Source organism: Lysobacter panacisoli, from assembly GCF_009765165.1.
Taxonomy (GTDB): domain Bacteria; phylum Pseudomonadota; class Gammaproteobacteria; order Xanthomonadales; family Xanthomonadaceae; genus Lysobacter_J; species Lysobacter_J panacisoli.
This window is the reverse complement of record NZ_VLNU01000001.1, coordinates 669,590-694,968: the sequence shown is the minus strand read 5'-3', so window position 1 is coordinate 694,968 and position 25,379 is coordinate 669,590. Positions and strand designations below refer to the sequence as shown.

The following is a 25,379-nucleotide window of genomic DNA, read 5'->3' as shown; positions in this document are numbered from 1 at the left end:
TGGCGAGGATACCGCACCTGACTATCCCGGCCTGCGAGAAATCGGCGTGTACGCGGCGCCGGGTTCGCGTCCCGTGGCGGCCGTCGCTCCCGTCCGGTGTGGTCGCGTGCGATGCTTCGCGGATGTCGAACCCGCCGCCCCTGAGTGCCGCCAGCTACGCCGCGCGCATCAACTTCGTGATCGAGCTGGCCGAGCGTCTGCACGCCTACGGCACGACCGCGCAGCGCCTGGAAGGGGCGATCAGCGCGGTCGCGCAACAGCTGCGGCTGGAGTGCGAACCCTGGTCGAACCCGACCGGCCTGATCCTGACCTTCGCCGATCCGGCGCGCGCACCGGGCGAGAGCGACACCACGCGCGTGATCCGCCTGCCGCCCGGCGAGAACGACCTGTACCGGCTGGCCGAGACCGACCGCATCGCCGAGGACGTGATGGCCGGCCGCCTCGGCCTGGCCGAGGCGCACGCGCAGATGAGCGCGCTGGACCGCCCGCCCACGCGCCGCTTCCGCGCGATGCAGGTGGTGGCGTACGGCCTTGCCGCGACCGGCATCGCCGGCGTGCTGCGCCTGCCGTGGCTGGACATCGGCGTGGCCGGCGTCAACGGTCTGCTGATCGGCCTGCTGGTGCAGTGGTCCGAGACGCATCCGCGCTTCAAGGAAGCGCTGGAAGCGGTGACCGCGATGTTCGCCGCCAGCGTGACGCTTCTGGTTGCCGCGTACGTCGCGCCGTTGAACCAGAACACGGTGATCATCGCGTCGCTGATCGTGCTGCTGCCCGGCATGGCACTGACCAATGCGGTCAACGAACTCACCAGCCAGCATCTGGTATCGGGAACGGCGCGCTTCGCCGGTGCGGTGACGACGGTGCTCAAGCTCGCGATCGGCACCGTGATCGCGCTGTATCTGGCCGACCTGCTCGGTCTGGATCCACAGATCCGCGCTTCCCGTCCGCAGCCGGAATGGGTGGAGTGGTGCGCGTTGACGCTGGCCGCGTTCGCGTTCGCGGTGCTGTTCCGCGCGCATCGCCGCGACTATCCGAAAGTGATGGCGGCCGCGGCGACCGGCTACCTGATCTCGCGTTTCGGCGGCCATGCCTTCGGCAGTCCGGCCGGCATCTTCCTCGCCGCGCTGGTGCTGACCGCCGCGGGCAACGCGTACGCGCGCTGGTGGAACCGTCCCGGCGCGATCCTGCGCGTACCCGGCATCATCATGCTGGTGCCGGGCAGCGTGAGCCTGCGCGGGCTGCTGCAGCTGATCCAGCAGCAGGACGTCGATGCCGGACAGGCCGCATTGCTCGCGGTGCTGAACATCCTGCTCGCACTGATCGCCGGATTGCTGTTCGGCAACCTGCTGCTGCCGGCGCGACGGAACCTCTAGCCATCGCCCGCTGTGTCGCGAAAAACGAAAACGCCGGCGAATGCCGGCGTTTTTCATTGCGTCCGTGGTTGTCCGATCACCGGATCAGGAAATCCTCGAGCTTGCGGCCCGCGTTCGTGTACGCGGACAGCCAGCGCGGCTGCTTGCCGCGGCCGGCCCAGGTTTCCGACGGGTTGGCCGGATTGCGGTACTTCGGCGCGACTTTGGCGGTGGAGCCGCCCTTGCGTGCCTTCCGCGCCGGTGCCCTGGTCGCCGGAGCCGCCTTGCTTGCCGACGCGCCACCGAACAGTTCGGCGATGCTGTAGCCCTCGGCCCGGGCCAGCTGGGTCAGCTTGCTGCGCACCTGTGCGATCGGCTTGCGCTTGCTCAGGGTCGTCTTGCGCTTCTTGGCCTGGTTGATCAGCGCGTCGAGTTCCTTCGCCGACAGCGAATCGAGGTTGATCGACATGGTGCCTCCGGGATGCGGGATTATCGGGGGATTATGTGGCCCTAAATGGCGGCCATTAATCGGCGGATTATCCCGATCATAATCGCGGCGCTCGTGCGGCGTAAATCGAGGCGGGCGTCGGACCCGACCCCTCTCCGTGTGGGAGAGGGGTTTTCGCGCGGATTACCGGCCGAATTTCGCCAGCACCGCGGCGCGGTCGAGGTTCTCCGACTCGCTCGCGCGACGATGGCGGTACTCGTAGGTGCCGGCCGACAGGCCGCGCTCGGACACCACGATGCGATGCGGGATGCCGATCAGTTCCATGTCGGCGAACATCGCGCCCGGACGCAGGCCGCGATCGTCCAGCGCGGTCTCGATGCCGACGGCGTTGAGGTCGCGGTACAGCGCCTGCGCGGCTTCGGCCACGGCGGCATCGCCCTTGGGATTGATCACGCAAACCACCGCCTGCCACGGCGCCATCGCCTCCGGCCAGGCGATGCCGTTCTCGTCGTGGTTCTGCTCGATCGCGGCCGCGACGATGCGCGACACGCCGATGCCGTAGCAGCCCATCGCCGGCACCGCGGCCTTGCCGTTGGCGTCGAGCACGGTGAGCTTCATCGCCTCGGCGTACTTGCGGCCGAGCTGGAACACATGGCCGACTTCGATGCCGCGCGCGATGCCGATCTCGCCACCGTCGGCGGCGCGATCGCCGGCGACGACGTTGCGGATGTCGGCGACAGTCTCGGGTTCGGGCAGGTCGCGGCCCCAGTTCACGCCGGCGAGGTGGAAGCCCTTCTCGTTGGCGCCGACGACGAAGTCGGCCATCGCCGCGACTTCACGATCGGCGACGACGCGGATCGGCTGGCGCGGATTGAGCGGGCCAAGGAAGCCCGGTTCGCTGCCGAGGAACTGCTGGATCTCGGCCTCGTTGGCCAGGCGGTAGCCGGCCAGGCCGGCGACCTTGCCGAGCTTGATCTCGTTGACTGCATGGTCGCCGCGCACCAGCGCGAGCACGAACGTGCCGTCCTCGGCGACCGCGGCGATCGACTTCACCGTGCGCTGCAGGGCGATGCCCATCAGCGCGGCGACGTCCTCGCAGGTCTTCTGGTGCGGCGTGTCGATCTTGCGCAGCGACTCGCCCGCGGCGGCGCGCGGTGCGGGGTCGGCAGCGACGGCGGCCTCGACGTTGGCGGCGTAGTCCGAGCCGGTCGAGAAGGCGAGCGCATCCTCGCCGGAATCGGCGAGCACGTGGAACTCGTGCGAGACCGCGCCGCCGATGGCGCCGCTGTCGGCCGACACCGCGCGGAAGGTCAGGCCGAGGCGCGTGAAGATACGACCGTAGGCGTCGTACATGTTGCGGTACTCGCGGCCCAGGTCCTCGTCGGAGACGTGGAACGAATAGGCGTCCTTCATCAGGAACTCGCGCGCACGCATCACGCCGAAGCGCGGGCGGATCTCGTCGCGGAACTTGGTCTGGATCTGGAAGAAGTTGACCGGCAGCTGCTTGTAGCTGGACAGCTCCTGGCGAGCGAAGTCGGTGATGACTTCCTCATGCGTCGGGCCGTAGCAGTACCAGGCTTCCTTGCGGTCCTGCATCTTCAGCAGCTGGCCGCCGAACTTCTCCCAGCGGCCGGTCTCTTCCCACAGTTCCTTCGGCTGCACCGACGGCATCAGCACTTCGATGGCGCCGGCAGCTTCCATCTCCTCGCGCACGGCGCGCTCGACCTTGCGCAGCACGCGCAGGCCCAGCGGCGACCAGGTGTACAGGCCGGCGGCGAGCTTGCGGATCATGCCGGCCTTGAGCATCAGCTTGTGACTGATGATTTCGGCTTCGGCGGGAGTTTCCTTGCTGGTGTGGAGATGGAACTGCGACAGGCGCATCGGCGGAGCTTCGGACGTAGGGAAGCGGCCATTCTGCCATGCGCGGCGCAGGCTGGACCCGCGCGGGCGCCGCTTGCGGCGCCGGGGAAATGATGCGGCGCCACGTGCGGCGCCCGCGAGCGATGCGGTGGATCAGCCGCCGCAGTAGGTCTTGACCTGCGCCTGTGCCAGCTCGGTGCGGTTGCCGCGCTCGCTCTCGGTGAGGTTGCGGTCGGGCTTGCCGTCCTTGTCCTCGTCGATGCCGACCGGCGTGCCGCCCTGAAGCACGGCGAGGTTGCTGCGCGCATTGCTGCAGTTGGCGTTGACCACGGGCTTGACCGGGGCTTCCTCGGCCGCCTTGCCGCCGTTGGCCGGCATCGCACGGCCCTTGATGGCCTGGTCCGGCGGCGGCGAGTCGGAGTAATGGGTGACGCCCTTGGCGTCCTTCCACTGGTAGACCTTCTGGGCGAAGGCCGGGGTGGCGAGGACCAGGCACAGGCCGGCAACGACGCCGGGCAGCAGGCGGAACGACTTGGGCGACATGCGGAGTCCTGGTCGGGAGCAGCGGAATTCGGCCGATTGCAGCACCGCACAGGCGTCGAGGCAAGCGCCGCGCGACCGGATGTCGACATATGTGGCGCCGGTCTCGTTGTCTCGGGCGGGGCGTCGCGCTTGCGCGGATGCCCCGGAATCGATCCGGCGCGGTTGGACTTACACTGTCCTGTCCCGGCGCCCGCGCCCTCGAACAGCCATGCCGACCAGCCCCCACATGGACGAAACCCAGCAGACGCCGCGCCCGCGCGGACGCGGCATCTACCTGTTGCCGAACCTGTTCACCACGGGCGGCCTGTTCGCCGGCTTCTACGCGATCATCGCCGCCACCCAGGGGCGTTTCGACGATGCCTGCATCGCGGTGTTCGTGGCCGGCATCCTCGACGGACTGGACGGCCGCGTCGCGCGACTGACCAACACCCAGAGCGAGTTCGGTGTGCAGTACGACTCGCTCGCGGACCTGGTGAGCTTCGGCCTCGCACCGGCGCTGGTGATGTACCACTGGGCGCTGTCGAGCACGCTCCTGGACGGCGTGATCCCCGGCAAGATCGGTTGGGTCGCGGCATTCCTCTACGCGGCCTGCGCGGCGCTGCGCCTGGCGCGCTTCAATTCGCAGGTCGGCCAGGTCGACAAGCGCTGGTTCATCGGTCTTGCGAGCCCGGCGGCAGCGGGCCTGGTGGCCAGCTTCGTATGGACCTGCCACGACCTGGGCTACAGCGGCGAACAGCTGCGCTACGGCGCGCTCGCGGTGACCGTGATCGCGGGACTGTTGATGGTCAGCCGCCTGCGTTACTTCAGCTTCAAGGGCGGCGGTCCGCGCCACGACCGCGTACCTTTCCTGGCGATCGTCGTCGTGCTTGCGATCGTGGTCGCCGTCGCCATCGATCCGCCACGCGTGCTGCTCGCCATCGGCGCGCTGTACGCGTTGTCCGGCCCGGTGTACGCGGCCGTGCGCCGGTTGCGACGCCCGCCGTCCGAGGCGACCTCATGAGTGGCCTGTGGACCACGCAGCAGCGCGAATGGCTGCAGGCGATGGGCCATGCGGTGTGGTCGCTCGCGCCGGCCGAAGGCGATGCATCCGCCACGGAACCCGCGCGGGATGCTGTCGTGCGCGAAGCATCGAAGCCCGTGCGCGAAGAACGGCGTCCGGCGCCGGCGCGTTCCGTCGCGCATGAAGATCGCCTGATGCAGGCGTTGCAGCGCGTCGTAGGCGATGGCGCGGCGCTGGCCGCGCTCGACATCGATCTCGCCGCGCTGCGCGGCAACGCCGCCGCCAAGCGCGCGCTGTGGCCGCGCCTGCGTGCGCTGCGCGCCAAGGGACGCGTGCCGTGAACGCACTGGCCGCCGACACCGGGGCGCGTGCGTCTTTCGGCGCGTTGCGGCCCATGCGCGAGGAGGACCTCGACGCGGTGCATGCGGTCGAGATCCGCGCGTACGAATTCCCGTGGACGGTCGGCATCTTCCGCGACTGCCTGCGCGCCGATTATCCGGCCTGGGTGCTGCAGCATGGCGGACGGATCATCGGTTACTTCCTGATGAGCGTCGCCGCCGGCGAGGCGCACGTGCTCAACATCTGCATCGATCCGTCGTACCAGGGGCGGGGGCACGGCCGCCACCTGCTGCGTGCGCTGGTCCACATCGCACGCGGCCGCGGCGCAGAGCGCGTGTTCCTGGAAGTGCGCCCGTCCAACGATGGCGCGATCGCGCTCTACCACTCCGAAGGCTTCAACGAGATCGGTCGTCGCCCGCGTTACTACCCGGCACGCGATGGACGCGAGGATGCGCTGGTGATGGCGATCGAGTTGTTGCCGCCGGAGGGGTGAAGCGTCCCCTCTTCCGCCCTTCGGGCACCTTCTCAGCTCTGCACTCCCTGCGGTCGCCGCGAGGGGAGAAGGAAAAGCCCGATGCTTCAGTAGCTGCGCTTCTCCCGGTCCACTTGCAGGGGGAGGAGCTGATCGGTAGCCCCGCGCTCCTCCCTCTCCCCTTGCGGGAGAGGGACAGGCCGCCGAAGGCGGCCAGGGAGAGGGGGAGCCTCAGTCGAGCTTCGCGCGCTGCGTTATCAGCGCCTCGCGCTGCAGGTTCCAGTCGGCCAGTCGCTTGCGCTCCTGTTCGACCACGGCGGCCGGCGCGTTGGCGACGAAGGTCTCGCTCGCCAGCTTGTTGTGGCACTTCGCGATCTCACCGTCGACGCGCTTGATCTCCTTGTCCAGGCGCACGCGTTCGGCGTCCAGGTCGACCAGTCCTTCCAGCGGCACCAGCAGCTTGAGTTCACCGACCAGGCCGGTCGCCGCGGCCGGCGCATCCGCGTCGCTGGCGAGCACGTCGATGCCGTCCAGGCGCGTGAGGAAGCGCAGCTGCGAATCGAAGCGCGCGACGCGCTCGCGGTCGGCGGCCGAGCAGTCGGCGACCAGCAGCGGCACCGTCTTCGACGGCGCGACGTTGAGCTCGCTGCGGATCCTGCGCAGCACGGTGACCATCTCCTTGAGCCACTCCACGTCCGCTTCGGCCGTCGCGTAGTCCTGGCCGGCGAAATCGGCCGCCTGCGGATACGGGCGCAGCATGATCGTCGTCTCGGCGATGCCGAGCTTCAGTGCGATCTGCAGCCACAGTTCTTCCGTCACGAACGGAATCAGCGGATGCAGCAGCGACAGCAGGCGTTCGAGCACGTACAGCAGCGTGTGGCGCGTGCTGCGCGCGGCGTCGGCATCGTCGCCGTTGAGGGCCGGCTTGGCGAGCTCGACGAACCAGTCGCAGAAATCGTTCCAGGCGAACTCGTACAGCGCCTGCGAGAGCAGGTCGAAGCGGTACGCGGCGAAGTGCGTTTCCGCCTCGGCAGCGACGGTCGCCAGGCGCGAGAGGATCCAGCGCTCGGCGTCGGTGCGCGGCTGCGGCGCACCGGCGAAGCTCGCGCCCTCGGTGTTCATCAGCACGAAGCGCGTGGCGTTCCACAGCTTGTTGCAGAAATTCTTGTAGCCCTCGGCGCGGCCGAGGTCGAACTTGATGTCGCGGCCGTGCGTGGCCAGCGCGGCGATGGTGAAACGCAGCGCGTCCGCGCCGAAGGCGGGGATGCCCTGCGGGAATTCCTTGCGCGTGGCCTTCTCGATCTTCTCGGCCATCTTCGGCTGCATCAGGCCGCTGGTGCGCTTGTCCAGCAGCTCTTCCAGCGAGATGCCGTCGATCAGGTCGAGCGGATCGAGCACGTTGCCCTTGGACTTCGACATCTTCTGGCCATGCGAGTCGCGGATCAGGCCGGTGATGTAGATGTCGCGGAACGGCACGCGACCGGTGAAATGGTCGGTCGCCATGATCATGCGCGCGACCCAGAAGAAGATGATGTCGAAGCCGGTGACGAGCACGCTCGACGGCACGTAACGGTCGAAGCCGCGTTCGTCCATCAGCGCCTGGTTGGGCCAGCCCATCGTCGAGAACGGCCACAGTGCCGAGGAGAACCACGTCTCCAGCACGTCGCTGTCCTGCGAGAGGTTCACCTCGGTGCCAAGGCCGTGCTTTGCGCGGATTTCGTCTTCGTCGCGACCGACGAAGATGCGGCCGTCGTCGTCGTACCACGCCGGGATGCGGTGGCCCCACCAGAGCTGGCGGCTGATGCACCAGTCCTGGATGTTCTCCATCCAGTGGCGGTAGGTGTTGATCCAGTTCGGCGGGACGAACTTCACGTCGCCCTTCTCGGCCAGCTCAAGGCCACGCGCGGCGAAGCCGTCCATCTTCACGAACCACTGGTCGGTGAGGTACGGCTCGATCACCTGACCGGTGCGGTCGCCGCGCGGCACCTGCAACTTGTGCGGCTTGGCCTCGACCAGGCGGCCTGCGGCCTCCAGGTCGGCGAGCACGACCTTGCGCGCTTCGTAGCGGTCCAGGCCGCGGTACTTCTCAGGCGCGTTGTCGTTGACCGCCGCGACCGGGGTGAAGATGTTGATCAGCGGCAGGCCGTGGCGCTGGCCGACGGCGTAGTCGTTGAAGTCGTGCGCGGGCGTGACCTTGACCACGCCGGTGCCGAACTCGCGGTCGACGTAATCGTCGGCGATGACCGGGATCTCGCGGCCGCTCAGTGGCAGCGTGACGGTCTTGCCGATCAGATGCGTGTAGCGCTCGTCCTGCGGATGCACCATCACGGCGACGTCGCCGAGCATGGTTTCCGGGCGCGTGGTGGCGACGACGAGCTCGCCGCTGCCGTCGGTCAGCGGGTAGCTGATCGACCACAGGAAGCCGTCTTCCTCTTCGTTCACCACTTCCAGGTCGGAGATCGCGGTCTTCAGCACCGGATCCCAGTTGACCAGGCGCTGGCCGCGGTAGATCAGGCCCTGCTCGTGCAGGCGCACGAACGCCTCGACCACGGCATCGGCGGCCATCGGGTCCATCGTGAAGACGCTGCGCGTCCAGTCGCCGGACGTGCCCAGGCGGCGCATCTGCCGCTCGATGGTGTCGCCCGACTGCTGCTTCCATTCCCAAACCTTGGCGATGAAACCGTCGCGGCCGAGATCGTCGCGGGTGACGCCATCGCGGCTGAGGTTGCGCGCCACCACCATTTCGGTGGCGATGCCTGCGTGGTCGGTGCCCATCTGCCACAGCGCATCGAAACCGCGCATGCGGTGGTAGCGGACCAGCGCATCCTGCAACGTGTGCTGGAACGCATGGCCCATGTGCAGCGTGCCGGTGACGTTCGGCGGCGGCAGCAGGATGGTGTACGGCTCGCCTTCGCCGCGCGGCTTGAATACGCCACTGCGCTCCCACTCTTCGTACAGGCGGGTTTCGAACTGCTTGGGATCGTAGGAGGAGGCGAGGGTGTCGGTCATGGTTCGTGCTTCTTGCTCGTGGTTCCCGCGAACTCGGGGGCTTTTGGGCCACCGAACGGCGGCACTATCCAGTGCCTGGATTCTTGGTTTCCGTCGCGAACTGTCCGGCATGGAAGTCGCTGCATTCCCGCACTCGCGGGAATGACGGTGAGGAACTTACATGTCGTACTTCTTCAACTCGAGCCCGCGCGACTGGTACTGCTTCCAGCGTTCGCGCAGCGGGCCGCGCGCGGAGTCGTCGGCAGGTACCACTTCGAGCACGCGATCGAAGCTGCCGTCGACGGGTTCGTCGCGCAGGTTGATCACCAGCGCGCGCATCGGCGTGTCGGTGTCGGGCGTGGCGATGAGGATCGGCGTCAGCTCGTCCTCCTCGTCGCCCGCCACCTGGTGCGGGAGGTAGGCGTCGGCGTCGAATTCCCACAGCAGCTCGTCGAGCCGCTGCGCCTGTTCGTCGTCGCGCGCCAGCACCAGCGTCCACAGGTTGGCGTCGTGCGCCTTGCGCGCCAGTTCGCACACCAGCAGGAGCGGTTCCTCGCGGAACCGGTCCTTCTGGATCAGGTAGAAGTCGGCGCGCGCCACGCGGTCAGGCCACGCGGTCCAGCAGCCACTGGCTCAGCAGGCCAACCGGACGGCCGGTGGCCATGCCGCGCTTGCCTTCGTCGGAGGCGGAACCGGCGATGTCCAGGTGCGCCCAGCGCTGGCCTTCGGCGAAGCGCGCGAGGAAGCAGCCGGCGGTGATCGCGCCGGCCCAGCGGCCGCCGATGTTGTAGACGTCGGCGAAGCTGGATTCCAGCAGGGTCTGGTACTCGTCCCACAGCGGCAGGCGCCACGCGCGGTCGAACACGTTCTCGCCGGCGTCCAGCAGTTCCGCGGCGAGGTCGTCGTGCTTGCTCATCAGGCCGGAGGCGAACTTGCCCAGCGCGACCATGCAGGCGCCGGTGAGCGTGGCCACGTCGACCAGCGCCTGCGGTTCGAAGCGCTGCGCGTAGGTCAGTGCGTCGCACAGGATCAGGCGGCCCTCGGCGTCGGTGTTGCCGACTTCGATGGTTTTGCCGGACATGCTGGTGAGCACGTCGGAAGGACGGTAGGCGTCGGCGTCGGGCATGTTCTCCACGGCCGGCACCACGACGACGAGGTTGATCGGCAGCTGCATGCCCACGGCCGCGACGAACGTACCCATGACGGTGGCGCCACCGCACATGTCGTACTTCATCTCCTCGATGCCGCCCTGCGTCTTGAGGTTGATGCCGCCGGTGTCGAAGGTGATGCCCTTGCCGACCAGCACATAGGGCTTGGCGTCGCCGCCGTTGCTGTACTTCAGGACGATCAGCTTGGGCGGATTGGCCGAGCCGCGGCCGACGGCCAGCAGCGAGCCCATGCCCAGTTCGGTCATCTGCGCCACGTCGAGCACTTCGCACGAGGCGGTCGGGAAGCGGCCGGCGAACTCCTGCGCCTGCGCGGCGAGGTAGGCCGGGTTGCAGATGTTCGGCGGCAGGTTGCCCAGCTCGCGCGAGAACTGCACGCCGGCGGCGATGGCCTGGCCCTGCGCGAGGGCGAGGGCGTCGTTGCCCGTGATCGAGAGCGCGCGCAGGCCCGGCTCGTCCTTCTTGCGCGCGGTGCCGAGCGTGGCGGTGTAGCGGTAGCAGGCGTGGTCGGCGGCGATCACGGCCTGGCGGATGTTCCAGGCGGCGTCGCGACCAGCGACGGCGACTTCGGACAGGGTGAACAGCGCGGTCGCGATCGGGCCGCTCTTGAGCGTGCGCGCGGCATCGCCCACGGCCTTGAGGTACTGCGGCACGCCGAACTTGGCGGCATCGCCCAGGCCGATCACCAGCACGCGCGGCGCGGTCACGCCGGGCAGGTCGTGCAGCAGTGCGGTCTTGCCGGTCTTGCCGCTGGCGTCGCCGCGTTCGAGGAGGGCGCGCAGGCGGCCGCCGCTGGCCTCGTCGAGGGCCTTCGCCGCGGGCGTCAGGCTGTTGTCGGCATAGGCGCCGACGACGATGCAGTCAGTCTGGGCGGCGGCGGGCGCGTCGCGGTTCAGGTCGAATTCGAGGGCCATCCAACAGATTCCCAAAGCAGATTGAAGAAGCAGTTCCGTACAATCGAGCGGTCGTGAGGGGGTTGCGATGCACGCGTTGCCCGTTCGGGCCGCGCCTTGCGCAGCCGCCTCACGCCCTCGGACGAACCCCCGATTCTAGCAGGCCGCCACCGGCGCCCTGCCGCTCGACGGGCGTGCCGGGGGTGTTCGTTCAAGCGGATGGTCCGGCGCGACGGGCCGGGATGCGGCTGCGGCCGTGGCCCGGACGACGCGGCGCACGCAGCCGATCCCGTACCCTCTGACGCGACGCCGACCGAACCCGACCGATGCCCAAGCTGGACCGCTACCTCATCAGCGAATTCGCCCTGGCGATCCTGGCCACGCTGGTCGTGCTGCTGATCGTCACCGTCGGCGGCGCCTTCACCGACGTCCTCCAGGACATCGCGCGCGGCCGCGTGCCGGCCGGGATGATGCTGATCCAGCTCGGCCTGGTGCTCATCAAGTGGACCCCGATCATCCTGCCGCTGGCGCTGATGCTGGGCCTGATGCTCGGCGTGGGCCGGCTGTACCGCGATTCGGAGATGCCGGTCATCACCTCGATAGGTGTTGGCCCGCGGCGGATGCTGCGCCCGCTGATGACGGTGGTCGGACCGCTGGTGATCGTGGTCGCGGCCTGCTCGCTCTGGCTCGGTCCGTGGGCCGACCGGGTGTCCAAGCAGATGATCAACGACGCCAACCGGAACCTGATCCTGGCCGGCCTGGAGCCGGGCACGTTCACGGGCATTCCCAATGGCAACGGCGTGATCTACGTGGCCAGCATGTCCAAGGATGGCAGCCACCTGGGCCGGGTGTTCGTGCACCGCTACAACGAAAAGGGCCGCATCGACGTGGTCACCGCCAACCAGGGCGAACTGGTGGTCGAGCCGGGTGGCAACCGTTACCTGACCCTGCAGGAGGGTCACCAGCTCGAAGGCCCGCTCGAAGGCGGCAAGGATTTCCGCCTCGTCACCTACGCCCGCAACGAAATCCTGCTGCCGGCGGTGGAAGCGAAGTTCGACGCGCGCGATCCGGAGATGCTGCCGACCACCGAACTGATCAGCGATCCGCGCCGCGAAGCCCAGGCTCAGCTGCATTTCCGCATCGCCCCGCCGCTGCTCGCGCTGGCCTTCGCGCTGATGGCCGTGCCGCTGGCGCGCAGCATGCCGCGCCAGGCGCGCTACGGGCGCGTGGTGGTCGGCTTCCTGTCCTATCTGATCGGGCAGAACCTGATGACCGCGGGCCGTGGCTGGCTGGAAAACGGCAAGCTCGCGCCCGCGCTGGGCCTGTGGTGGCTGGTGGTGCCGGTGATGGCGATCGCGCTGTGGCTGTATTTCACTGACGGGCGTCTTGGCCGGCCGAGGAAACCAGCGGCGCCGGTTGCCGGAGCCGCCGCATGAGGCCGTTCCCGAAGATCCACGACGTCTATGTCGGCCGCGTCGTGCTCGGCACGGTCGCGCTGACCTGGGCAGTGCTGGGCGGGCTGGACGTGATGCTCGGCCTGGTCAGCGAGTTCGGCGACATCGGCAAGGGTCGCTACGGCATCTCCGAAGCCTTCGTCTACATGGCGCTCAGCGTGCCGCGACGGCTGTATTACCTGTTCCCTTACGCGGCCGTGATTGGTTCTCTGATGGCGCTGGGCCAGCTGGCGGCCACGTCCGAACTCACCGCACTGCGCGCGCTGGGCCTGTCGCGGCGTCGCCTCGGACTGGCCGTCGCCGGCGCGCTTGCTCTCCTCACCGCACTGATGGTGTTCAACGGCGAGCGGATCGCGCCGTGGACGCAGCAGCGCGCCGACATGATCAAGTCGGCGGCGAAAGCCGGGCGTGTGGTGCCGCAGTACACGCAGGGCCTGTGGGCGCGCGACGGCGAGACCATCCTCAACGCCGAAAGCGGACAGGAACGCATGGTCGGCGACCAGCGCGTGCTCGAACTGCGGGGCGTGTCGCTCTATTTCGTCGCGCCCGACGGCAGCCTGCGCGAGATCATCCACGCGAAGTCGGCGCAGCGGCGTGGCGGCGCGTGGGCGCTGAGCGACGTGACGCGCAACCAGCTGACCGCCGATTCGGTGAAGCAGGAAAAGCTGGAGACGATGGAATGGCGGTCGCACCTGGACCAGACCATGCTCACCAGCGGTTCCGACCGCCCGCGTTATCTGTCCGCCGCCGATCTTCGCCACGCGATCGACTACCGCGAACGCAACGGGCTGGATGCATCGGAATTCGAAGAGCACTACTGGGGACGCTGGTTCTATCCGGTCAACGTACTGGCGCTGTGCCTGGCCGCGGTGCCGTTCGCGTTCGGCACGCTGCGCAGCGGCGGCATGGGCAAGCGGTTGTTCATCGGCATCGTGTTCGCGCTGTGCTTCTGGCTGCTGCAGACCCAGTTCGTGAAACTCGCGGCGGTGTACAAGTTCGACTATCGCCTCGCGTACCTGCTGCCGACCGTGATCATGCTGGGCGTGTCGGGGTATCTCTTCAAGAAACGGAGCGGGTGAGGCTCGCCGCTTGCGCGGCATCGCCGCGCGGCGGGCCGAACGCCCGGTCAAGGATGGCCGGGCAGGGCGATCCGAAGCCGGCTACGTGACGCCAGGGATGGCAGTCGAATCCACGTCGAAGTGGCACGCTTGCGGCATCGCCGCGCGGCGGGCCGAACGCCCGGCCACGGATGGCCGGGCAGGGCGACCCGAAGCCGGTTACGTGACGCCAGGGATGGCGGCCGAATCCACGTCGAAGTGGCACGCTTGCGGCATCGCCGCGCGGCAGGCCGAGTACTGTCGCTCGCCAGCACACGCTGCCGTATACCGCGCAGCCCTACGACTTCACCGCTTCTCCAACCGCACCATCCGCGTCCCGCTCGCGCGGTCATGCCACGTCATGCGATCGCGATCGAGCCACGCCCACCAGAAGCCCAGTCCCGCGAGCAGGAGCGACACGCTTCCCATCGCGTAACGGATTGCGAGCGCGCGCCACGACGGTGCGCCGCCGTCGATCGACACGAGCTTCAACCGCCACGGACGCATGCCCAGCGTCTGCCCGCCGCGACGCCAGCTCAGCAGCGCGTACGCACCGGTGATCAGCCAGCACACGACCCACAGAACCCACTGCAGCGCACTGAATGGCGGAATGTTCTCACGCGTCGCGTGGCCGCTCCATGTGTAGGCGAAGGTGAAGGCAGCCGAGGCCACCATCCACAGTGCGAGCACCGGCCAGAAGTCGTAGACCAGCGCGAGCACGCGCCAGCCGATCAGTGCGGCGGGACGGGAAGGAGAAGGCGATGCCATCGCATCAGGATAGCCGCTAAGCTCGCGCGATGAGTGCACGAACTCCCGCGGAACGCCGCGTCGTGGCGATGGCCTTGCCGGAACTGGCCGATGGCGACGCCCGCCTCATCGGCGCGTTCCTCGATGCGATCTGGGCCGAAAACGGCCTTGCCCAGGCCACGCTCGACAGCTACCGGCGCGACCTCGAACTGCTCGCGCGCTGGCGCAGCGGGCTGGCACGCATCGACCGCGCGGGTCTGTTCGACTACCTGGCCTGGCGCGCGCAGCAGGGCTATTCGCCGCGCAGCAACGCGCGGCTGCTATCAGTGCTTCGCGCGCTCTACGCATGGCTGGTGCGACGCGGCGAACGCAGCGACGATCCCACCGCACTGCTGGAACCGCCGAAGCTGCCGCGCTCGTTGCCCAAGGCGCTGGCGGAAAGCCAGATCGACGCGCTGCTCGCCGCGCCCGACGTCGCCACACCATTGGGCCTGCGCGATCGCGCGATGCTCGAACTGATGTACGCGGCCGGCCTGCGCGTGAGCGAACTGGTGAACCTGCCCTCGACCGCGGTCAACCTGCGACAGGGCGTGCTGCGCGTGATGGGCAAGGGCAGCAAGGAGCGCCTCGTTCCGCTGGGAGAGGAGGCGCAACACTGGCTCGAACGCTATCTCGCCCAGGCGCGTCCGCTGCTCGCGGGCAAGCGCGCGCTGGCGCCGCTGTTCCTCGCCACGACCGGCGAAGCGCCGACGCGCCAGCAGTTCTGGCAACTGGTGAAGCGTTACGCCGCATTGGCCGGCATCGACCCCGCGCGCATCAGCCCGCACGGCCTGCGCCACAGCTTCGCCACCCACCTGCTCAACCACGGCGCCGACCTGCGCGCGCTGCAGATGCTGCTCGGCCACAGCTCCCTGTCGACCACGCAGATCTACACCCTGGTGGCACGCGAACAGCTCAAGCAGCTGCATTCGAAGCACCACCCGAGGGGGTGAGGCGGCGCGCTTGCGAAGCGAAGCTTCGCGCGCCGCCTCACGCCCGGCCACGGATGGCCGGGCCGGGCGACCCGAAGCCAGTCGCGTATCGCCAGGGATGGAAAAGGTCGCGTTGTCGAAGCGGACCTTTGCGCGGCACCGCCGCGCGGTCTGCCGAACGCCCGGCCACGGATGGTCGGGCAGGGCGATCCGAAGCCGGTCGCGTATCGCTAGGGATGGGTGAGGTAGACCGCTTGCGCGGCACCGCCGCGCGGTCTGCCGAACGCCCGGCCACGGATGGCCGGTCAGGGCGATCCGAAGCCAGTCGCGTGCCGCCAAGGATGGGTGAGGTAGACCGCTTGCGCGGCATCTGCCGCGCGGTCTGCCGAACGCCCGGCCACGGATGGCCGGTCAGGGCGATCCGAAGCCAGTCGCGTGCCGCCAAGGATGGGTGAGGTAGACCGCTTGCGCGGCATCTGCCGCGCGGTCTGCCGAACGCCCGGCCACGGATGGTCGGGCAGGGCGACCCGAAGCCGGTCGCGTGCCGCCAAGGATGGCAAAGGTCGCGTTCTAGAAGCGGGGCCTTTGCATCCACCAAACCGCCTACCAATACCAATCCCCCCCACCCCAACCCTGTACTCCGCCTGCCCGTCCCGTTCCATCCTTGACCAAAAGCACTGGCCGCCCGAGCCGCCCGTGCCACAATCCGGGCCATCCCCCAGCGTCCTCCGGGTCGCACCTTCAGGACTCCCGATGAAGCGAATTCTCCTCGCCGCGCTTGGCGCCCTCAGTCTCTCCGCCTGCGCACAGGCTCCCAGCGGCGCGGCCGCGCAGGCGCCCGCCGCCGCCAGCGCGCCCTCGATGAGCGCGCCCAAGCCCAAGCCCGGCACCGCCGACGCCCGTGCCATCGACGCCGTGCGCCAGCTCAATCCGCGCGTCGAGGTCGAACGCATCGGTGCGGCGCCGCTGCCCGGTTTCCGTGAGGCGATCGTCGCCGGCCAGGTCGTCTACGTCAGCGACGACGGGCGCTACCTGTTCCTGCCCGGCTCCGGCGGCGCGCTGTTCGACGTCGCGGCCAAGAAGAACCTCAGCGAGGACTCGATGGCGGCGATGCGCCAGCAGTTGCTGAAGGCCATCCCGGTCAGCGAGCGCATCGTGTTCGCGCCGGCCAAGCCCAAGTACACGGTCGCGGTATTCACCGACGTGGAATGCGGCTATTGCCGCAAGCTGCACAGCGAGATCGCCGAGTACAACCGCCAGGGCATCGCCATCGAATACCTGGCGTTCCCGCGCATGGGCATCGGCAGCGAGGACTACAAGAAGATGGTCGCGGTGTGGTGCGCGCCGGATCGCCGCAAGGCGCTGACCGACGCCAAGAACGACCGCACGCCGCCGTCCCGCAGCTGCAAGACCAGCGTGAACCAGCAGTACGACATCGGTCAGCGCGCTGGCCTGACCGGTACGCCGATGATCCTCACCGAGGGCGGCGTGCAGCTGGGTGGCTACCTGCCGCCGGCGAAGCTGCGTGAGGCGCTGGACCAGCTGGCCGCCGAACAGGCCCAGACCGCCGGCACCGCGGGCAAGGCCCCGGGCGCCTGAGCCCCGCCGCCAACGGCCGCCACGACGCCGCCTTCGGGCGGCGTCGTCGTTTCGGGACCTCGTGCGCCGGTCCCGGGCGGGTGAAGCGGCGCTTTGGGTACAATGTCGGGCCCGACGTCGCACGGTTCCCCGGACATGATCGTCCTCGAGGGCGCATCCGCCCTGTCGCCGTTCCGCCTGGAACGGCTCCAAGCCCGCCTGCAAGCCCTCCATCCGTCTGTCCGCCTCCTCGGCGCATGGCCCACCTACTGGGTCGAGCCGCAGGCCGGGGCCGCCCCCGATGCCGACGCGCTCCGCCGCATCCTGCAGGCGGACATGGCCGAAGCCGCGCGCGCCGACGGCGCTGTCTCGCGTTACGTCACGCCGCGCCTGGGCACGCTTTCGCCGTGGGCGAGCAAGTCCACCGAGCTGCTGCAGGGCGCCGGACTGCCGATCAAGCGCGTCGAACGCGGCACTCGTTTCGACCTCGCCGGTTGGCCGTCCGATGCGCCGACGCAGGGCGCGCTGGCGAAGGTGCTGCACGACCCGATGACGCAGTCGCTGCTCGATGCGCGCGAAGACGCCATCGCGCTGTTCTCGGTGCCGGTGCGCGGCGAACTCGAGCGCATTGCGCTGGCCGACCTGGAAACCGCGAACGCGCGCCTGGGCCTGGCGCTTGCTGATGACGAGATCGCCTACCTGCGCGAACGCTACGCCGCGCTCGGCCGCGATCCCTCGGACGTCGAGCTGATGATGTTCGCGCAGGCCAACTCCGAGCACTGCCGCCACAAGATCTTCAACGCATCGTGGACCATCGATGGCGTCGACCAGACGACCTCGCTGTTCAAGATGATCAAGCACACCCACGCGACCACGCCCGAGCACACGCTGTCGGCGTACAGCGACAACGCGGCGGTCGTGGAAGGTTATGCGAGCCGCCGCTTCCGCCCGGATCCGGTCACGCACGCGTACCGCGCGGAAGCCGAAGTGGATTCGGCGTTCGCGATCAAGGTCGAGACGCACAACCACCCGACCGCGATCGCGCCGTTCCCCGGCGCATCGACCGGCAATGGCGGCGAGATCCGCGACGAAGGCGCAACCGGCCGCGGCGGTCGTCCGAAGGCGGGTCTGTGCGGTTTCAGCGTCTCGCACCTGCGCATCCCGACGTTGCCGCAGCCGTGGGAGCGCAAGCGCTCGCTCAATCCGCGCATGGCGTCCGCGCTGGAAATCATGATCGACGGCCCGCTCGGCGCGGCCGCGTTCAACAACGAATTCGGCCGTCCGAATCTCGCCGGTTATTTCCGCAGTTTCGAGCTGGAAGAAGGCGCTCACACGCGCGCCTACGACAAGCCGATCATGCTGGCCGGTGGCCTCGGCGCGATCGACCGCACGCAGGTCAAGAAGCTCGGCATGCAGCCGGGCGACGCCGTGGTCGTGCTCGGCGGCCCGGCGATGCTGATTGGCCTGGGTGGCGGCGCGGCCAGCTCGGTCGCCTCGGGCGACAGCCACGAGGAACTCGATTTCGCCAGCGTGCAACGCGACAACCCGGAGATGGAGCGTCGCTGCCAGGAAGTGCTCGACCGTTGCGTCGCGCGCGGCCTCGACAATCCGATCCATACCGCGCACGACGTCGGTGCCGGTGGCCTGTCCAACGCGATCCCGGAACTGCTGCACGACTCCGGCCTCGGTGGCGTGATCGACCTCGCCAAGGTGCCCAGCGACGATCCCTCGCTGTCGCCGATGCAGTTGTGGTGCAACGAATCGCAGGAACGCTACGTGCTCGGCGTGCCCGCCGATCGCGTGCAGGAGTTCGCCGACATCTGCGCGCGCGAACGCTGCCCGTTCGCTGTGGTTGGCCATGCCACTGCCGAGGAACACCTCGTCGTCGGTTACGGCGCGACGCGCGAGAACGCGCGCGAGCCAGGCCGCGACTGGCCGATCGATTTCCCGATGGACGTGCTGTTCGGCAAGCCGCCGAAGATGCACCGCGACGCGCGCCGGCCGTCGGCCGCGCCGTGGCCCGCGCTCGACTGGGAAGGTCTGGAGCTGCGCGACGCCGCGCTGCGTGTGATGGCGCATCCGTCGGTCGCTTCGAAGAACTTCCTGGTCACCATCGGCGATCGCACCGTCGGCGGCCTCACCGCACGCGACCAGATGGTCGGTCCGTGGCAGCTGCCGCTCGCCGACTGCGCGATCACCTTCGCCGGTTTCGACGGTTACGTCGGCGAGGCGATGTCGATCGGCGAGCGCACGCCGCTGGCGCTGATCGATGCCGCCGCCGCCGCGCGCATGGCGGTCGGCGAGGCGATCACCAACCTGTGCGCCGCGCCGGTGGAATCGCTCAACCGCATCAAGCTCTCCGCCAACTGGATGGCTGCCGCCGGTCACGCCGGCGAGGACGCGCGCCTGTTCGACGCGGTCAAGGCCGTGGGCATGGAACTGTGCCCGGAACTCGAAATGAGCATTCCGGTCGGCAAGGATTCGCTGTCGATGCAGGCGCAGTGGAAGGCCGGCGACGTGCACATGAAGTCGGTTTCGCCGGTGTCGTTGATCGTCAGCGCGTTCGCGCCGGTGGTCGACTTGCGCCGCCAGCTCACGCCGCTGCTGTCGCGCGAGGAAGAATCCGAGCTGTGGCTGATCGGCCTGGGCGCGGGCAAGCAGCGCCTGGGCGGTTCGGTGCTGGCGCAGTGCCATCCCGATGCGGTCGATGGCGATGCATCGCTGCCCGCGTTCGCCGGCACGCTGGGCGTTCCCGACCTCGACAACCCGCAGCGCCTGCGCGATTTCTTCGAGCTCATCCGCGACGCGCGCGAGGCCGGCGTCATCAAGGCCTACCACGACCGCTCCGACGGCGGGGCCTTCGCCGCGCTGTGCGAGATGGCGTTCTGCTCGCGCACCGGTCTGGACATCAACCTCGATGGCTGGGGCGACGATCCGTTCCGCACGCTGTTCAACGAGGAGCTCGGTGCGATCGTGCAGGTCGCCGCCGAGGACCGCGCCGAGTTCGCCGACCTGGTCGCGCGCCACGGCCTGATCGACTGCGCGCAGCGCATCGCCAAGCCGACGACCGCGCCGTCCGTGCGCGTGCGCGACGAAGGCAAGACCCTGGTCGAGTGGCGCTGGGAAGAACTGTTCGATGCATGGTGGTCCACCACGCACGCGCTGCAGAAGCTGCGCGACAACCCCGAAGGCGCCGACGAGGAGCGCACGGTCGCGCGCGATTTCAACGCGCCGGGCCTGAAGCCCAAACTCGCCTTCGATCCCTCCGACGACGTCGCCGCGCCGTTCATCAATACCGGCGTGCGGCCGAAGGTCGCGATCCTGCGCGAGCAGGGCGTGAACGGCCAGATCGAGATGGCCGCAGCGTTCGATCGCGCCGGCTTCGAAGCCGTCGACGTGCACATGAGCGACCTGATCGCCGGCCGCTTCGACCTGGCCGCGTTCAAGGGCATCGCCGCGTGCGGTGGTTTCTCCTACGGCGACGTGCTCGGTGCGGGTCGCGGTTGGGCGACGTCGGTGCTGGAGCGCAGCGCGCTGCGCGATGCATTCGCGGCGTTCTTCGCGCGCGAGGACAGCTTCTCGCTGGGTGTGTGCAACGGCTGCCAGATGCTGTCGCAGCTCAAGCCGATCATCCCCGGCGCCGAGCACTGGCCGAAGTTCCTGCGCAACCGCAGCGAACAGTTCGAAGCGCGCTTGGGGCTGCTGGAAGTGATCGAGTCGCCGTCGCTGTTCTTCCGCGGCATGGCCGGATCGCGCCTGCCGGTGGCGGTCGCGCACGGCGAAGGCCGCGCCGAATTCGACAGCAACCTCGACCAGTCCGCCGCGCACGTGTCGCTGCGTTACGTCGATGGCAACGGCCAGGTCGCCACGCGCTATCCGCTCAACCCGAACGGCTCGCCGGACGGCATCACTGGCCTGACCAGCGCCGACGGCCGCGCCACCATTCTTATGCCGCATCCGGAGCGCACGCTGCGCAGTGCGAACATGAGCTGGGCGCCTGCCGAGTGGGGCGAGGACTCGCCGTGGATGCGCATGTTCCGCAACGCAAGGGTGTGGGTGAGCTGAGCCGCTTGCGCGGCACTGCCGCGCGGCTAGCGAACGACCGGCCAGGAAGGCCGGTCAGGGCATTCCGAAGCGAATGTGTCGCGCCACGGATGGCAGCAGACACCTCATCGAAGTCATTGCCTGCGCGGCACTGCCGCGCGGCTAGCGAACGACCGGCCGGGACGGCCGGTGTCCGCGAATCGCCTGCCAGACAGGCCTATTCCTGCGGCTTCACATTGAGATACGCGCCCGCCATGTGCAGCGTCGACCACAGGTCTTCGGGCTCGATCTCCACCGATCGGTCGAACAGCTTCTCGGCGGTATCGCGATCGCCGGTCAGCAGGTACAGCGCACCGACTTCGGCCAGACCCGTGGCGTCGTCGTCGGTCGCCTGGATGTAGCGCTGGAACAACGGCCCCGCCTTGGCCCATTCGCCGGCCTCGCTGTAGACACGCGCGATGCGGTACACATCGCTGTCTTCGTGCTTGCCGGCCAGGATCGCGTCGAAGATCGCCTGACCTTCGGCCTTGAAGCCGCCCAGGTAATACACGCGGCCGACCGCGATCTGTTCCCAGCTGCCCTTGCCGGCCTGTTCGCGGGCGATCGTGAGCAGTTCGCGCGCAGCGTCCTGCTTCGATTTGCCGTGGTACGTCGCGACGGCGACGCGGTCCTCTTTTTTCGCGGCTTGGACGGTGCCGGCGCTGATGGCGAGAAGCGCGGCCGTCATGGCCGTGACGATGTACTTACTCATCGGGTCCCCCTGTCTGGAGGTCGCAGCATAGGCACGGTTCGCTGCAGGCGGTATGGGCAAGAATCCCCGTCATGGTTCCGTGATGGCTCCCGGGACGGGATCGCGACCTTCAAGCGACAGCTGCTAAAGTCGGCGGGTCATCGCGGAAGACGTCGCAACGACCGGGAGCCACGTGAACGCAGTCGCCCAAGACACGAGCCGCGATGGAGTCGAGGAACGCATCGTCGATGCGCTCCTGGCCCGGGGTCGCCTGAAGGACGCCGACCTCGCGCGCGCCCGGCGCCTGCAGGAAGAAACCGGCGGCAGCCTGCTCGCGCTGCTCGCGCGACTGGGCCTGGTGTCCGAACGCGACCACGCCGAAACCGCCGCCGAGGTGTTGGGCCTGCCGCTGGTCGGCGTGAAGGACGCACCTGAGCTTCCGCCCGAAGGCGTGGCGTTGTCGGCGCGTTTCATGAAGCAGTTCGCGGTGTGTCCGGTCGGCGAAAGCGAGACGACCGTCGACGTGCTGATGGCCGATCCGCAGGACGCCTACACGCTCGACGCATTGCGCCTGGCGACCGGCCGCGACGTGCGCCCGGCGGTGGCGCTGCGTTCGGAGATCGGCGACCTCGTCGAACGCTGGTACGGCCAGGGCCGCAGTGCGATGGGCGCGATCGTCGAAACCGCCGAAGGCGAAGGTGCGGGCGGCGACCTGGACGACGTCGAACACCTGCGCGATCTGGCGTCGGAAGCGCCGGTCATCCGCCTGGTCAATCTGATCATCCAGCGCGCGGTCGAGCTGCGCGCATCCGACATCCACATCGAGCCGTTCGAGAACCGCCTGAAGGTGCGCTATCGCGTGGACGGCGTGCTCGCCGAAGGCGAAAGCCCGCCGGCGAACCTCACCGCTGCGGTGATCAGCCGCATCAAGATCATGGCACGGCTCAACATCGCCGAACGCCGCCTGCCGCAGGACGGCCGCATCATGCTGCGCGTGCAGGGCAAGGAACTCGACCTGCGCGTGAGCACCGTGCCGACCGCGCACGGCGAGAGCGTGGTGATGCGACTGCTCGACCGCGAGACGGTGGTGTTCGATTTCAAGCGGCTGGGTTTCACAGACGTGTTTCTTCCGCAGTTCCAGCGCGTGCTCGACCAGCCGCACGGCATCCTGCTGGTGACCGGCCCGACCGGCTCTGGCAAGACGACCACGCTGTACACCGCATTGAGCAAGCTCAACACGCCCGACGTGAAGATCATCACGGTCGAGGATCCGGTCGAATACCAGATCGAAGGCATCAACCAGATCCAGGCCAAGCCGCAGATCGGGCTCGATTTCTCCCATGCGCTGCGCAGCATCGTGCGCCAGGACCCGGACATCATCATGATCGGCGAAATGCGCGACCTGGAAACCGCGCGCATCGCGATCCAGTCCGCGCTCACCGGCCACCTCGTGCTGTCGACGCTGCACACCAACAACGCGGCGGGCGGCATCACGCGCCTGCTCGACATGGGCGTGGAGGATTACCTGCTCACGTCGACGATCAACGGCATCCTCGCCCAGCGCCTGGTGCGCCGGCTGGAGCGCACGCACGCGGAGCGCTACCTCGCCAGTCCCGAGGAGATCGAGAAGTTCAGCCTGCGCCGCTACCAGCCGACGGGCGACATCTACCTGTACCGCCCGACACCGTCGGCGATCGCGCCGACCGGTTACCACGGTCGCACCACGATCATGGAATTCCTGGTGATGAACGACGACCTGCGGCGCGCGGTGATGCGCCACGCCGGCATGGGCGAGATCGAACAGATCGCGCGCCAGGCGGGCATGCGCACCATGTACGAGGACGGCATCGCCAAGGCACTCGCGGGCGAGACGACGATCGAGGAAGTGCTGCGCGTGACCGAGGACGCGTAACGCATGCCCCTCTACCACTACAAAGCCCTCAACCCGCGCGGTGAGCTGCTCGACGGCCAGATGGAGGCGCAGAGCAGCGGCGAAGTGGTGACACGATTGCAGGAGCAGGGCCATCTGCCGGTCGAGGCCAAGCTCGCCAGCGAGGCGTCCGGTGCGTCCGTGTGGAAGGGCCTGTTCCGGGCGAAACCGTTCGCCGGCACGCGGCTGGTGCAGTTCACCCAGCAGCTGGCGACGCTGCTCGGTGCAGGGCAGCCGCTGGATCGCGCGCTGGGCATCCTGCTCGAACTGCCCGAGGACGAAGCCGCGCGGCGCACCATCGGCGACATCCGCGATGCGGTGCGCGGCGGCAGTTCGCTGTCGACGGCGCTGGAGCGCCAGCACGGCACGTTCTCGCGCCTGTACGTGAACATGGTGCGCGCCGGCGAAGCGGGCGGCAGCCTGCACGAGACGCTGGCGCGGCTGGCCGATTACCTCGAACGCGCGCGCGCACTGCAGGGTCGCGTGGTCAACGCGCTGATCTATCCCGCCATCCTGCTGTGCATGGTCGGCCTGAGCCTGTTGTTCCTGCTGGGCTACGTGGTGCCGCAGTTCGCGACGATGTACGAGAGCCTGGATGCACCGCTGCCATTGTTCACGCGCATGGTGCTGGGCGTGGGCCTGTTCGTGCGCGACTGGTGGATCGTGCTGCTGGTGGTGCCGGCGCTGGCGCTGTGGTGGTTCGATCGCAAGCGTCGCGATCCGGCATTCCGCGAAGCGTTCGACGCGTGGCTGCTGCGCCGCGGCGTGGCCGGTTCGCTGGTGGCGAAGATCGAGACCGCGCGGCTGGCGCGCACGCTGGGCACGCTGGTGCGTAACGGCGTGCCGCTGATCACCGCGATGGGCATCGGCCGCAACGTGCTCGACAACCGCGTGCTGTCGGCCGACGTCGATGCCGCCGCGGAAGAAGTGAAGAACGGCGTGCCGCTGTCGATGGCGCTGGGACGCGGCAAGCGTTTCCCGCGCCTGGCGGTGCAGATGATCCAGGTCGGCGAGGAATCCGGCGCGCTGGAGGCGATGCTGGTGAAGACCGCCGAGACGTTCGAGCAGGAAACCTCGCTGGCGCTGGACCGCATGCTCGCCGCGCTGGTGCCGGTGGTGACGGTGGTACTGGCGGCGATCGTGGGCATCGTGATCATCTCGGTGCTGGCGCCGATCTACGACCTGACCGGGTCGATCGGGTGACGGGCGCCGTGAAGCAACGAGATGGCCGTCCCACGGAACTGAACGCAGCCGGCCGCAGTCAGCCCAATGGCAACCGATTTCAGGTAAACATCCGCTTTCCCCCGGACGCACCCCGACAAGGACACCCCATGCGCAACCGCCGTTCGCTGACCCGCTCCCCGTCCGCTGCCCGCCAGCGCGGCATGAGCCTGATCGAGATCATCATCGTGATCGTGCTGATCGGCGCGGTGTTGGCCTTCGTCGGCAACCGCGTGCTGGGCGGCAAGGACCGCGGCGACTACAACATCGCCAAGGCGCAGATCCAGACGCTCGCAGGCAAGGTCGAGTCGTTCCAGATGGACACCGGTCGCCTGCCGACTTCGCTGGATGAACTCGTCACCCAGCCGGGCGACGTGAACGGCTGGCTTGGCCCGTACGCCAAGCCGGTGGAACTGAAGGATCCGTGGGGCCATGCGATCGAATACCGCGCGCCGGGCGAGGGCGGTCCGTTCGACCTGGTGAGCCTGGGCAAGGACGGCAAGGTCGGCGGCTCCAGCGTCGACGCGGACATCAAGTACGAGTAAG

Annotated in this window: 20 protein-coding genes; 12 read left to right on the top strand and 8 right to left on the bottom strand. The window is 68.6% G+C overall.

All coding sequences use genetic code 11. The features are described from left to right. Positions 1–122: 122 nt before the first annotated feature. Positions 123–1,373 carry a threonine/serine exporter family protein gene (locus FOF45_RS03440; protein ID WP_158982615.1) on the top strand — a complete coding sequence of 417 codons (1,251 nt, stop codon included), beginning with the start codon at positions 123–125 and terminating at the stop codon, positions 1,371–1,373. 76 nt (positions 1,374–1,449) lie between these two features. On the opposite strand, the gene FOF45_RS03435 is transcribed toward FOF45_RS03440, so the two are convergent. From FOF45_RS03435 to FOF45_RS03425, 3 genes are all read right to left on the bottom strand, one after another. Next, positions 1,450–1,821 (bottom strand): H-NS histone family protein, encoded by a 372-nt coding sequence (locus FOF45_RS03435; protein WP_158982614.1) that lies wholly within the window; start codon positions 1,819–1,821, stop codon positions 1,450–1,452. Between the two features lie 162 nt (positions 1,822–1,983). Beyond that, positions 1,984–3,681, bottom strand: a complete 1,698-nt coding sequence (locus tag FOF45_RS03430; RefSeq protein ID WP_158982613.1) for a proline--tRNA ligase — start codon at positions 3,679–3,681, stop codon at positions 1,984–1,986. A gap of 132 nt (positions 3,682–3,813) precedes the next feature. After that, entirely contained in the window at positions 3,814–4,203 is a 390-nt protein-coding gene (locus FOF45_RS03425) for a DUF4124 domain-containing protein (protein WP_158982612.1), read from the bottom strand. 226 nt (positions 4,204–4,429) lie between these two features. Between FOF45_RS03425 and pssA the strand changes: the two genes are divergently transcribed. From pssA to rimI, 3 genes are read left to right on the top strand one after another with little or no spacing between them, the layout of a single operon-like run. Beyond that, on the top strand, positions 4,430–5,203 hold the full coding sequence (gene pssA, locus FOF45_RS03420) for a CDP-diacylglycerol--serine O-phosphatidyltransferase (protein WP_158987183.1): 774 nt from the start codon (positions 4,430–4,432) through the stop codon (positions 5,201–5,203). Next, positions 5,200–5,544: a hypothetical protein gene (locus FOF45_RS03415; protein ID WP_158982611.1), complete on the top strand. Its 345-nt coding sequence runs from the start codon at positions 5,200–5,202 to the stop codon at positions 5,542–5,544. The genes pssA and FOF45_RS03415 overlap by 4 nt, the downstream gene beginning before the upstream one ends. A gap of 53 nt (positions 5,545–5,597) precedes the next feature. Continuing rightward, positions 5,598–6,035 carry a ribosomal protein S18-alanine N-acetyltransferase gene (rimI, locus tag FOF45_RS03410; RefSeq protein ID WP_158987181.1) on the top strand — a complete coding sequence of 146 codons (438 nt, stop codon included), beginning with the start codon at positions 5,598–5,600 and terminating at the stop codon, positions 6,033–6,035. A gap of 210 nt (positions 6,036–6,245) precedes the next feature. Here rimI and FOF45_RS03405 read toward each other — a convergent pair whose 3' ends face one another. The 3 genes from FOF45_RS03405 to FOF45_RS03395 all read right to left on the bottom strand — a co-directional run bounded on the left by FOF45_RS03405 (position 6,246) and on the right by FOF45_RS03395 (position 11,082). After that, on the bottom strand, positions 6,246–9,023 hold the full coding sequence (locus FOF45_RS03405; protein WP_158982610.1) for a valine--tRNA ligase: 2,778 nt from the start codon (positions 9,021–9,023) through the stop codon (positions 6,246–6,248). Positions 9,024–9,179: 156 nt separating this feature from the next. After that, a complete protein-coding gene (locus FOF45_RS03400) occupies positions 9,180–9,602 on the bottom strand; it encodes a DNA polymerase III subunit chi (RefSeq protein ID WP_158982609.1) in 423 nt (140 codons plus the stop codon). A 4-nt stretch (positions 9,603–9,606) separates the two neighbouring features. Next, entirely contained in the window at positions 9,607–11,082 is a 1,476-nt protein-coding gene (locus FOF45_RS03395) for a leucyl aminopeptidase (RefSeq protein WP_158982608.1), read from the bottom strand. Positions 11,083–11,387: 305 nt separating this feature from the next. On the opposite strand from FOF45_RS03395, the gene lptF reads away from it, so the two are divergent. Both lptF and lptG read left to right on the top strand, forming a co-directional pair. Further along, the gene (gene lptF, locus FOF45_RS03390; protein WP_158982607.1) at positions 11,388–12,497 is read left to right on the top strand and encodes an LPS export ABC transporter permease LptF; all 1,110 of its coding nucleotides are present in this window, start codon (positions 11,388–11,390) and stop codon (positions 12,495–12,497) included. Beyond that, on the top strand, positions 12,494–13,594 hold the full coding sequence (lptG, locus tag FOF45_RS03385) for an LPS export ABC transporter permease LptG (RefSeq protein WP_158982606.1): 1,101 nt from the start codon (positions 12,494–12,496) through the stop codon (positions 13,592–13,594). The genes lptF and lptG overlap by 4 nt, the downstream gene beginning before the upstream one ends. Before the next feature lie 324 nt (positions 13,595–13,918). Here lptG and FOF45_RS03380 read toward each other — a convergent pair whose 3' ends face one another. After that, positions 13,919–14,380: an RDD family protein gene (locus FOF45_RS03380; RefSeq protein WP_158982605.1), complete on the bottom strand. Its 462-nt coding sequence runs from the start codon at positions 14,378–14,380 to the stop codon at positions 13,919–13,921. Positions 14,381–14,409: 29 nt separating this feature from the next. On the opposite strand from FOF45_RS03380, the gene xerD reads away from it, so the two are divergent. The 3 genes from xerD (at position 14,410) to purL (ending at position 20,973) form a co-directional block, all read left to right on the top strand. Then, positions 14,410–15,351: a site-specific tyrosine recombinase XerD gene (xerD, locus tag FOF45_RS03375; protein WP_158982604.1), complete on the top strand. Its 942-nt coding sequence runs from the start codon at positions 14,410–14,412 to the stop codon at positions 15,349–15,351. A 732-nt stretch (positions 15,352–16,083) separates the two neighbouring features. After that, entirely contained in the window at positions 16,084–16,929 is an 846-nt protein-coding gene (locus FOF45_RS03370) for a DsbC family protein (protein ID WP_158982603.1), read from the top strand. Positions 16,930–17,064: 135 nt separating this feature from the next. Further along, on the top strand, positions 17,065–20,973 hold the full coding sequence (purL, locus tag FOF45_RS03365) for a phosphoribosylformylglycinamidine synthase (RefSeq protein ID WP_158982602.1): 3,909 nt from the start codon (positions 17,065–17,067) through the stop codon (positions 20,971–20,973). 196 nt (positions 20,974–21,169) lie between these two features. On the opposite strand, the gene FOF45_RS03360 is transcribed toward purL, so the two are convergent. Next, complete coding sequence (locus FOF45_RS03360; protein WP_158982601.1) at positions 21,170–21,703, bottom strand: tetratricopeptide repeat protein; 534 nt, start codon at positions 21,701–21,703, stop codon at positions 21,170–21,172. A gap of 172 nt (positions 21,704–21,875) precedes the next feature. On the opposite strand from FOF45_RS03360, the gene gspE reads away from it, so the two are divergent. The 3 genes from gspE to gspG all read left to right on the top strand — a co-directional run bounded on the left by gspE (position 21,876) and on the right by gspG (position 25,378). After that, positions 21,876–23,594: a type II secretion system ATPase GspE gene (gene gspE, locus FOF45_RS03355; protein WP_158982600.1), complete on the top strand. Its 1,719-nt coding sequence runs from the start codon at positions 21,876–21,878 to the stop codon at positions 23,592–23,594. A 3-nt stretch (positions 23,595–23,597) separates the two neighbouring features. Next, positions 23,598–24,815, top strand: a complete 1,218-nt coding sequence (gene xpsF / locus FOF45_RS03350; RefSeq protein WP_158982599.1) for a type II secretion system protein XpsF — start codon at positions 23,598–23,600, stop codon at positions 24,813–24,815. Between the two features lie 128 nt (positions 24,816–24,943). Next, positions 24,944–25,378 (top strand): type II secretion system major pseudopilin GspG, encoded by a 435-nt coding sequence (gspG, locus tag FOF45_RS03345; protein WP_158982598.1) that lies wholly within the window; start codon positions 24,944–24,946, stop codon positions 25,376–25,378. Position 25,379: the final 1 nt, after the last annotated feature.

Coding starts and splice junctions, on each gene's coding strand:
- FOF45_RS03440 (WP_158982615.1), top strand. CDS start 123: ATGTCGAACCCGCCGCCCCTGAGTGCCGCCAGCTACGCCGCGCGCATC.
- FOF45_RS03435 (WP_158982614.1), bottom strand. CDS start 1,821: ATGTCGATCAACCTCGATTCGCTGTCGGCGAAGGAACTCGACGCGCTG.
- FOF45_RS03430 (WP_158982613.1), bottom strand. CDS start 3,681: ATGCGCCTGTCGCAGTTCCATCTCCACACCAGCAAGGAAACTCCCGCC.
- FOF45_RS03425 (WP_158982612.1), bottom strand. CDS start 4,203: ATGTCGCCCAAGTCGTTCCGCCTGCTGCCCGGCGTCGTTGCCGGCCTG.
- pssA (WP_158987183.1), top strand. CDS start 4,430: ATGGACGAAACCCAGCAGACGCCGCGCCCGCGCGGACGCGGCATCTAC.
- FOF45_RS03415 (WP_158982611.1), top strand. CDS start 5,200: ATGAGTGGCCTGTGGACCACGCAGCAGCGCGAATGGCTGCAGGCGATG.
- rimI (WP_158987181.1), top strand. CDS start 5,598: ATGCGCGAGGAGGACCTCGACGCGGTGCATGCGGTCGAGATCCGCGCG.
- FOF45_RS03405 (WP_158982610.1), bottom strand. CDS start 9,023: ATGACCGACACCCTCGCCTCCTCCTACGATCCCAAGCAGTTCGAAACC.
- FOF45_RS03395 (WP_158982608.1), bottom strand. CDS start 11,082: ATGGCCCTCGAATTCGACCTGAACCGCGACGCGCCCGCCGCCGCCCAG.
- lptF (WP_158982607.1), top strand. CDS start 11,388: ATGCCCAAGCTGGACCGCTACCTCATCAGCGAATTCGCCCTGGCGATC.
- lptG (WP_158982606.1), top strand. CDS start 12,494: ATGAGGCCGTTCCCGAAGATCCACGACGTCTATGTCGGCCGCGTCGTG.
- FOF45_RS03380 (WP_158982605.1), bottom strand. CDS start 14,380: ATGGCATCGCCTTCTCCTTCCCGTCCCGCCGCACTGATCGGCTGGCGC.
- xerD (WP_158982604.1), top strand. CDS start 14,410: ATGAGTGCACGAACTCCCGCGGAACGCCGCGTCGTGGCGATGGCCTTG.
- FOF45_RS03370 (WP_158982603.1), top strand. CDS start 16,084: ATGAAGCGAATTCTCCTCGCCGCGCTTGGCGCCCTCAGTCTCTCCGCC.
- purL (WP_158982602.1), top strand. CDS start 17,065: ATGATCGTCCTCGAGGGCGCATCCGCCCTGTCGCCGTTCCGCCTGGAA.
- FOF45_RS03360 (WP_158982601.1), bottom strand. CDS start 21,703: ATGAGTAAGTACATCGTCACGGCCATGACGGCCGCGCTTCTCGCCATC.
- xpsF (WP_158982599.1), top strand. CDS start 23,598: ATGCCCCTCTACCACTACAAAGCCCTCAACCCGCGCGGTGAGCTGCTC.
- gspG (WP_158982598.1), top strand. CDS start 24,944: ATGCGCAACCGCCGTTCGCTGACCCGCTCCCCGTCCGCTGCCCGCCAG.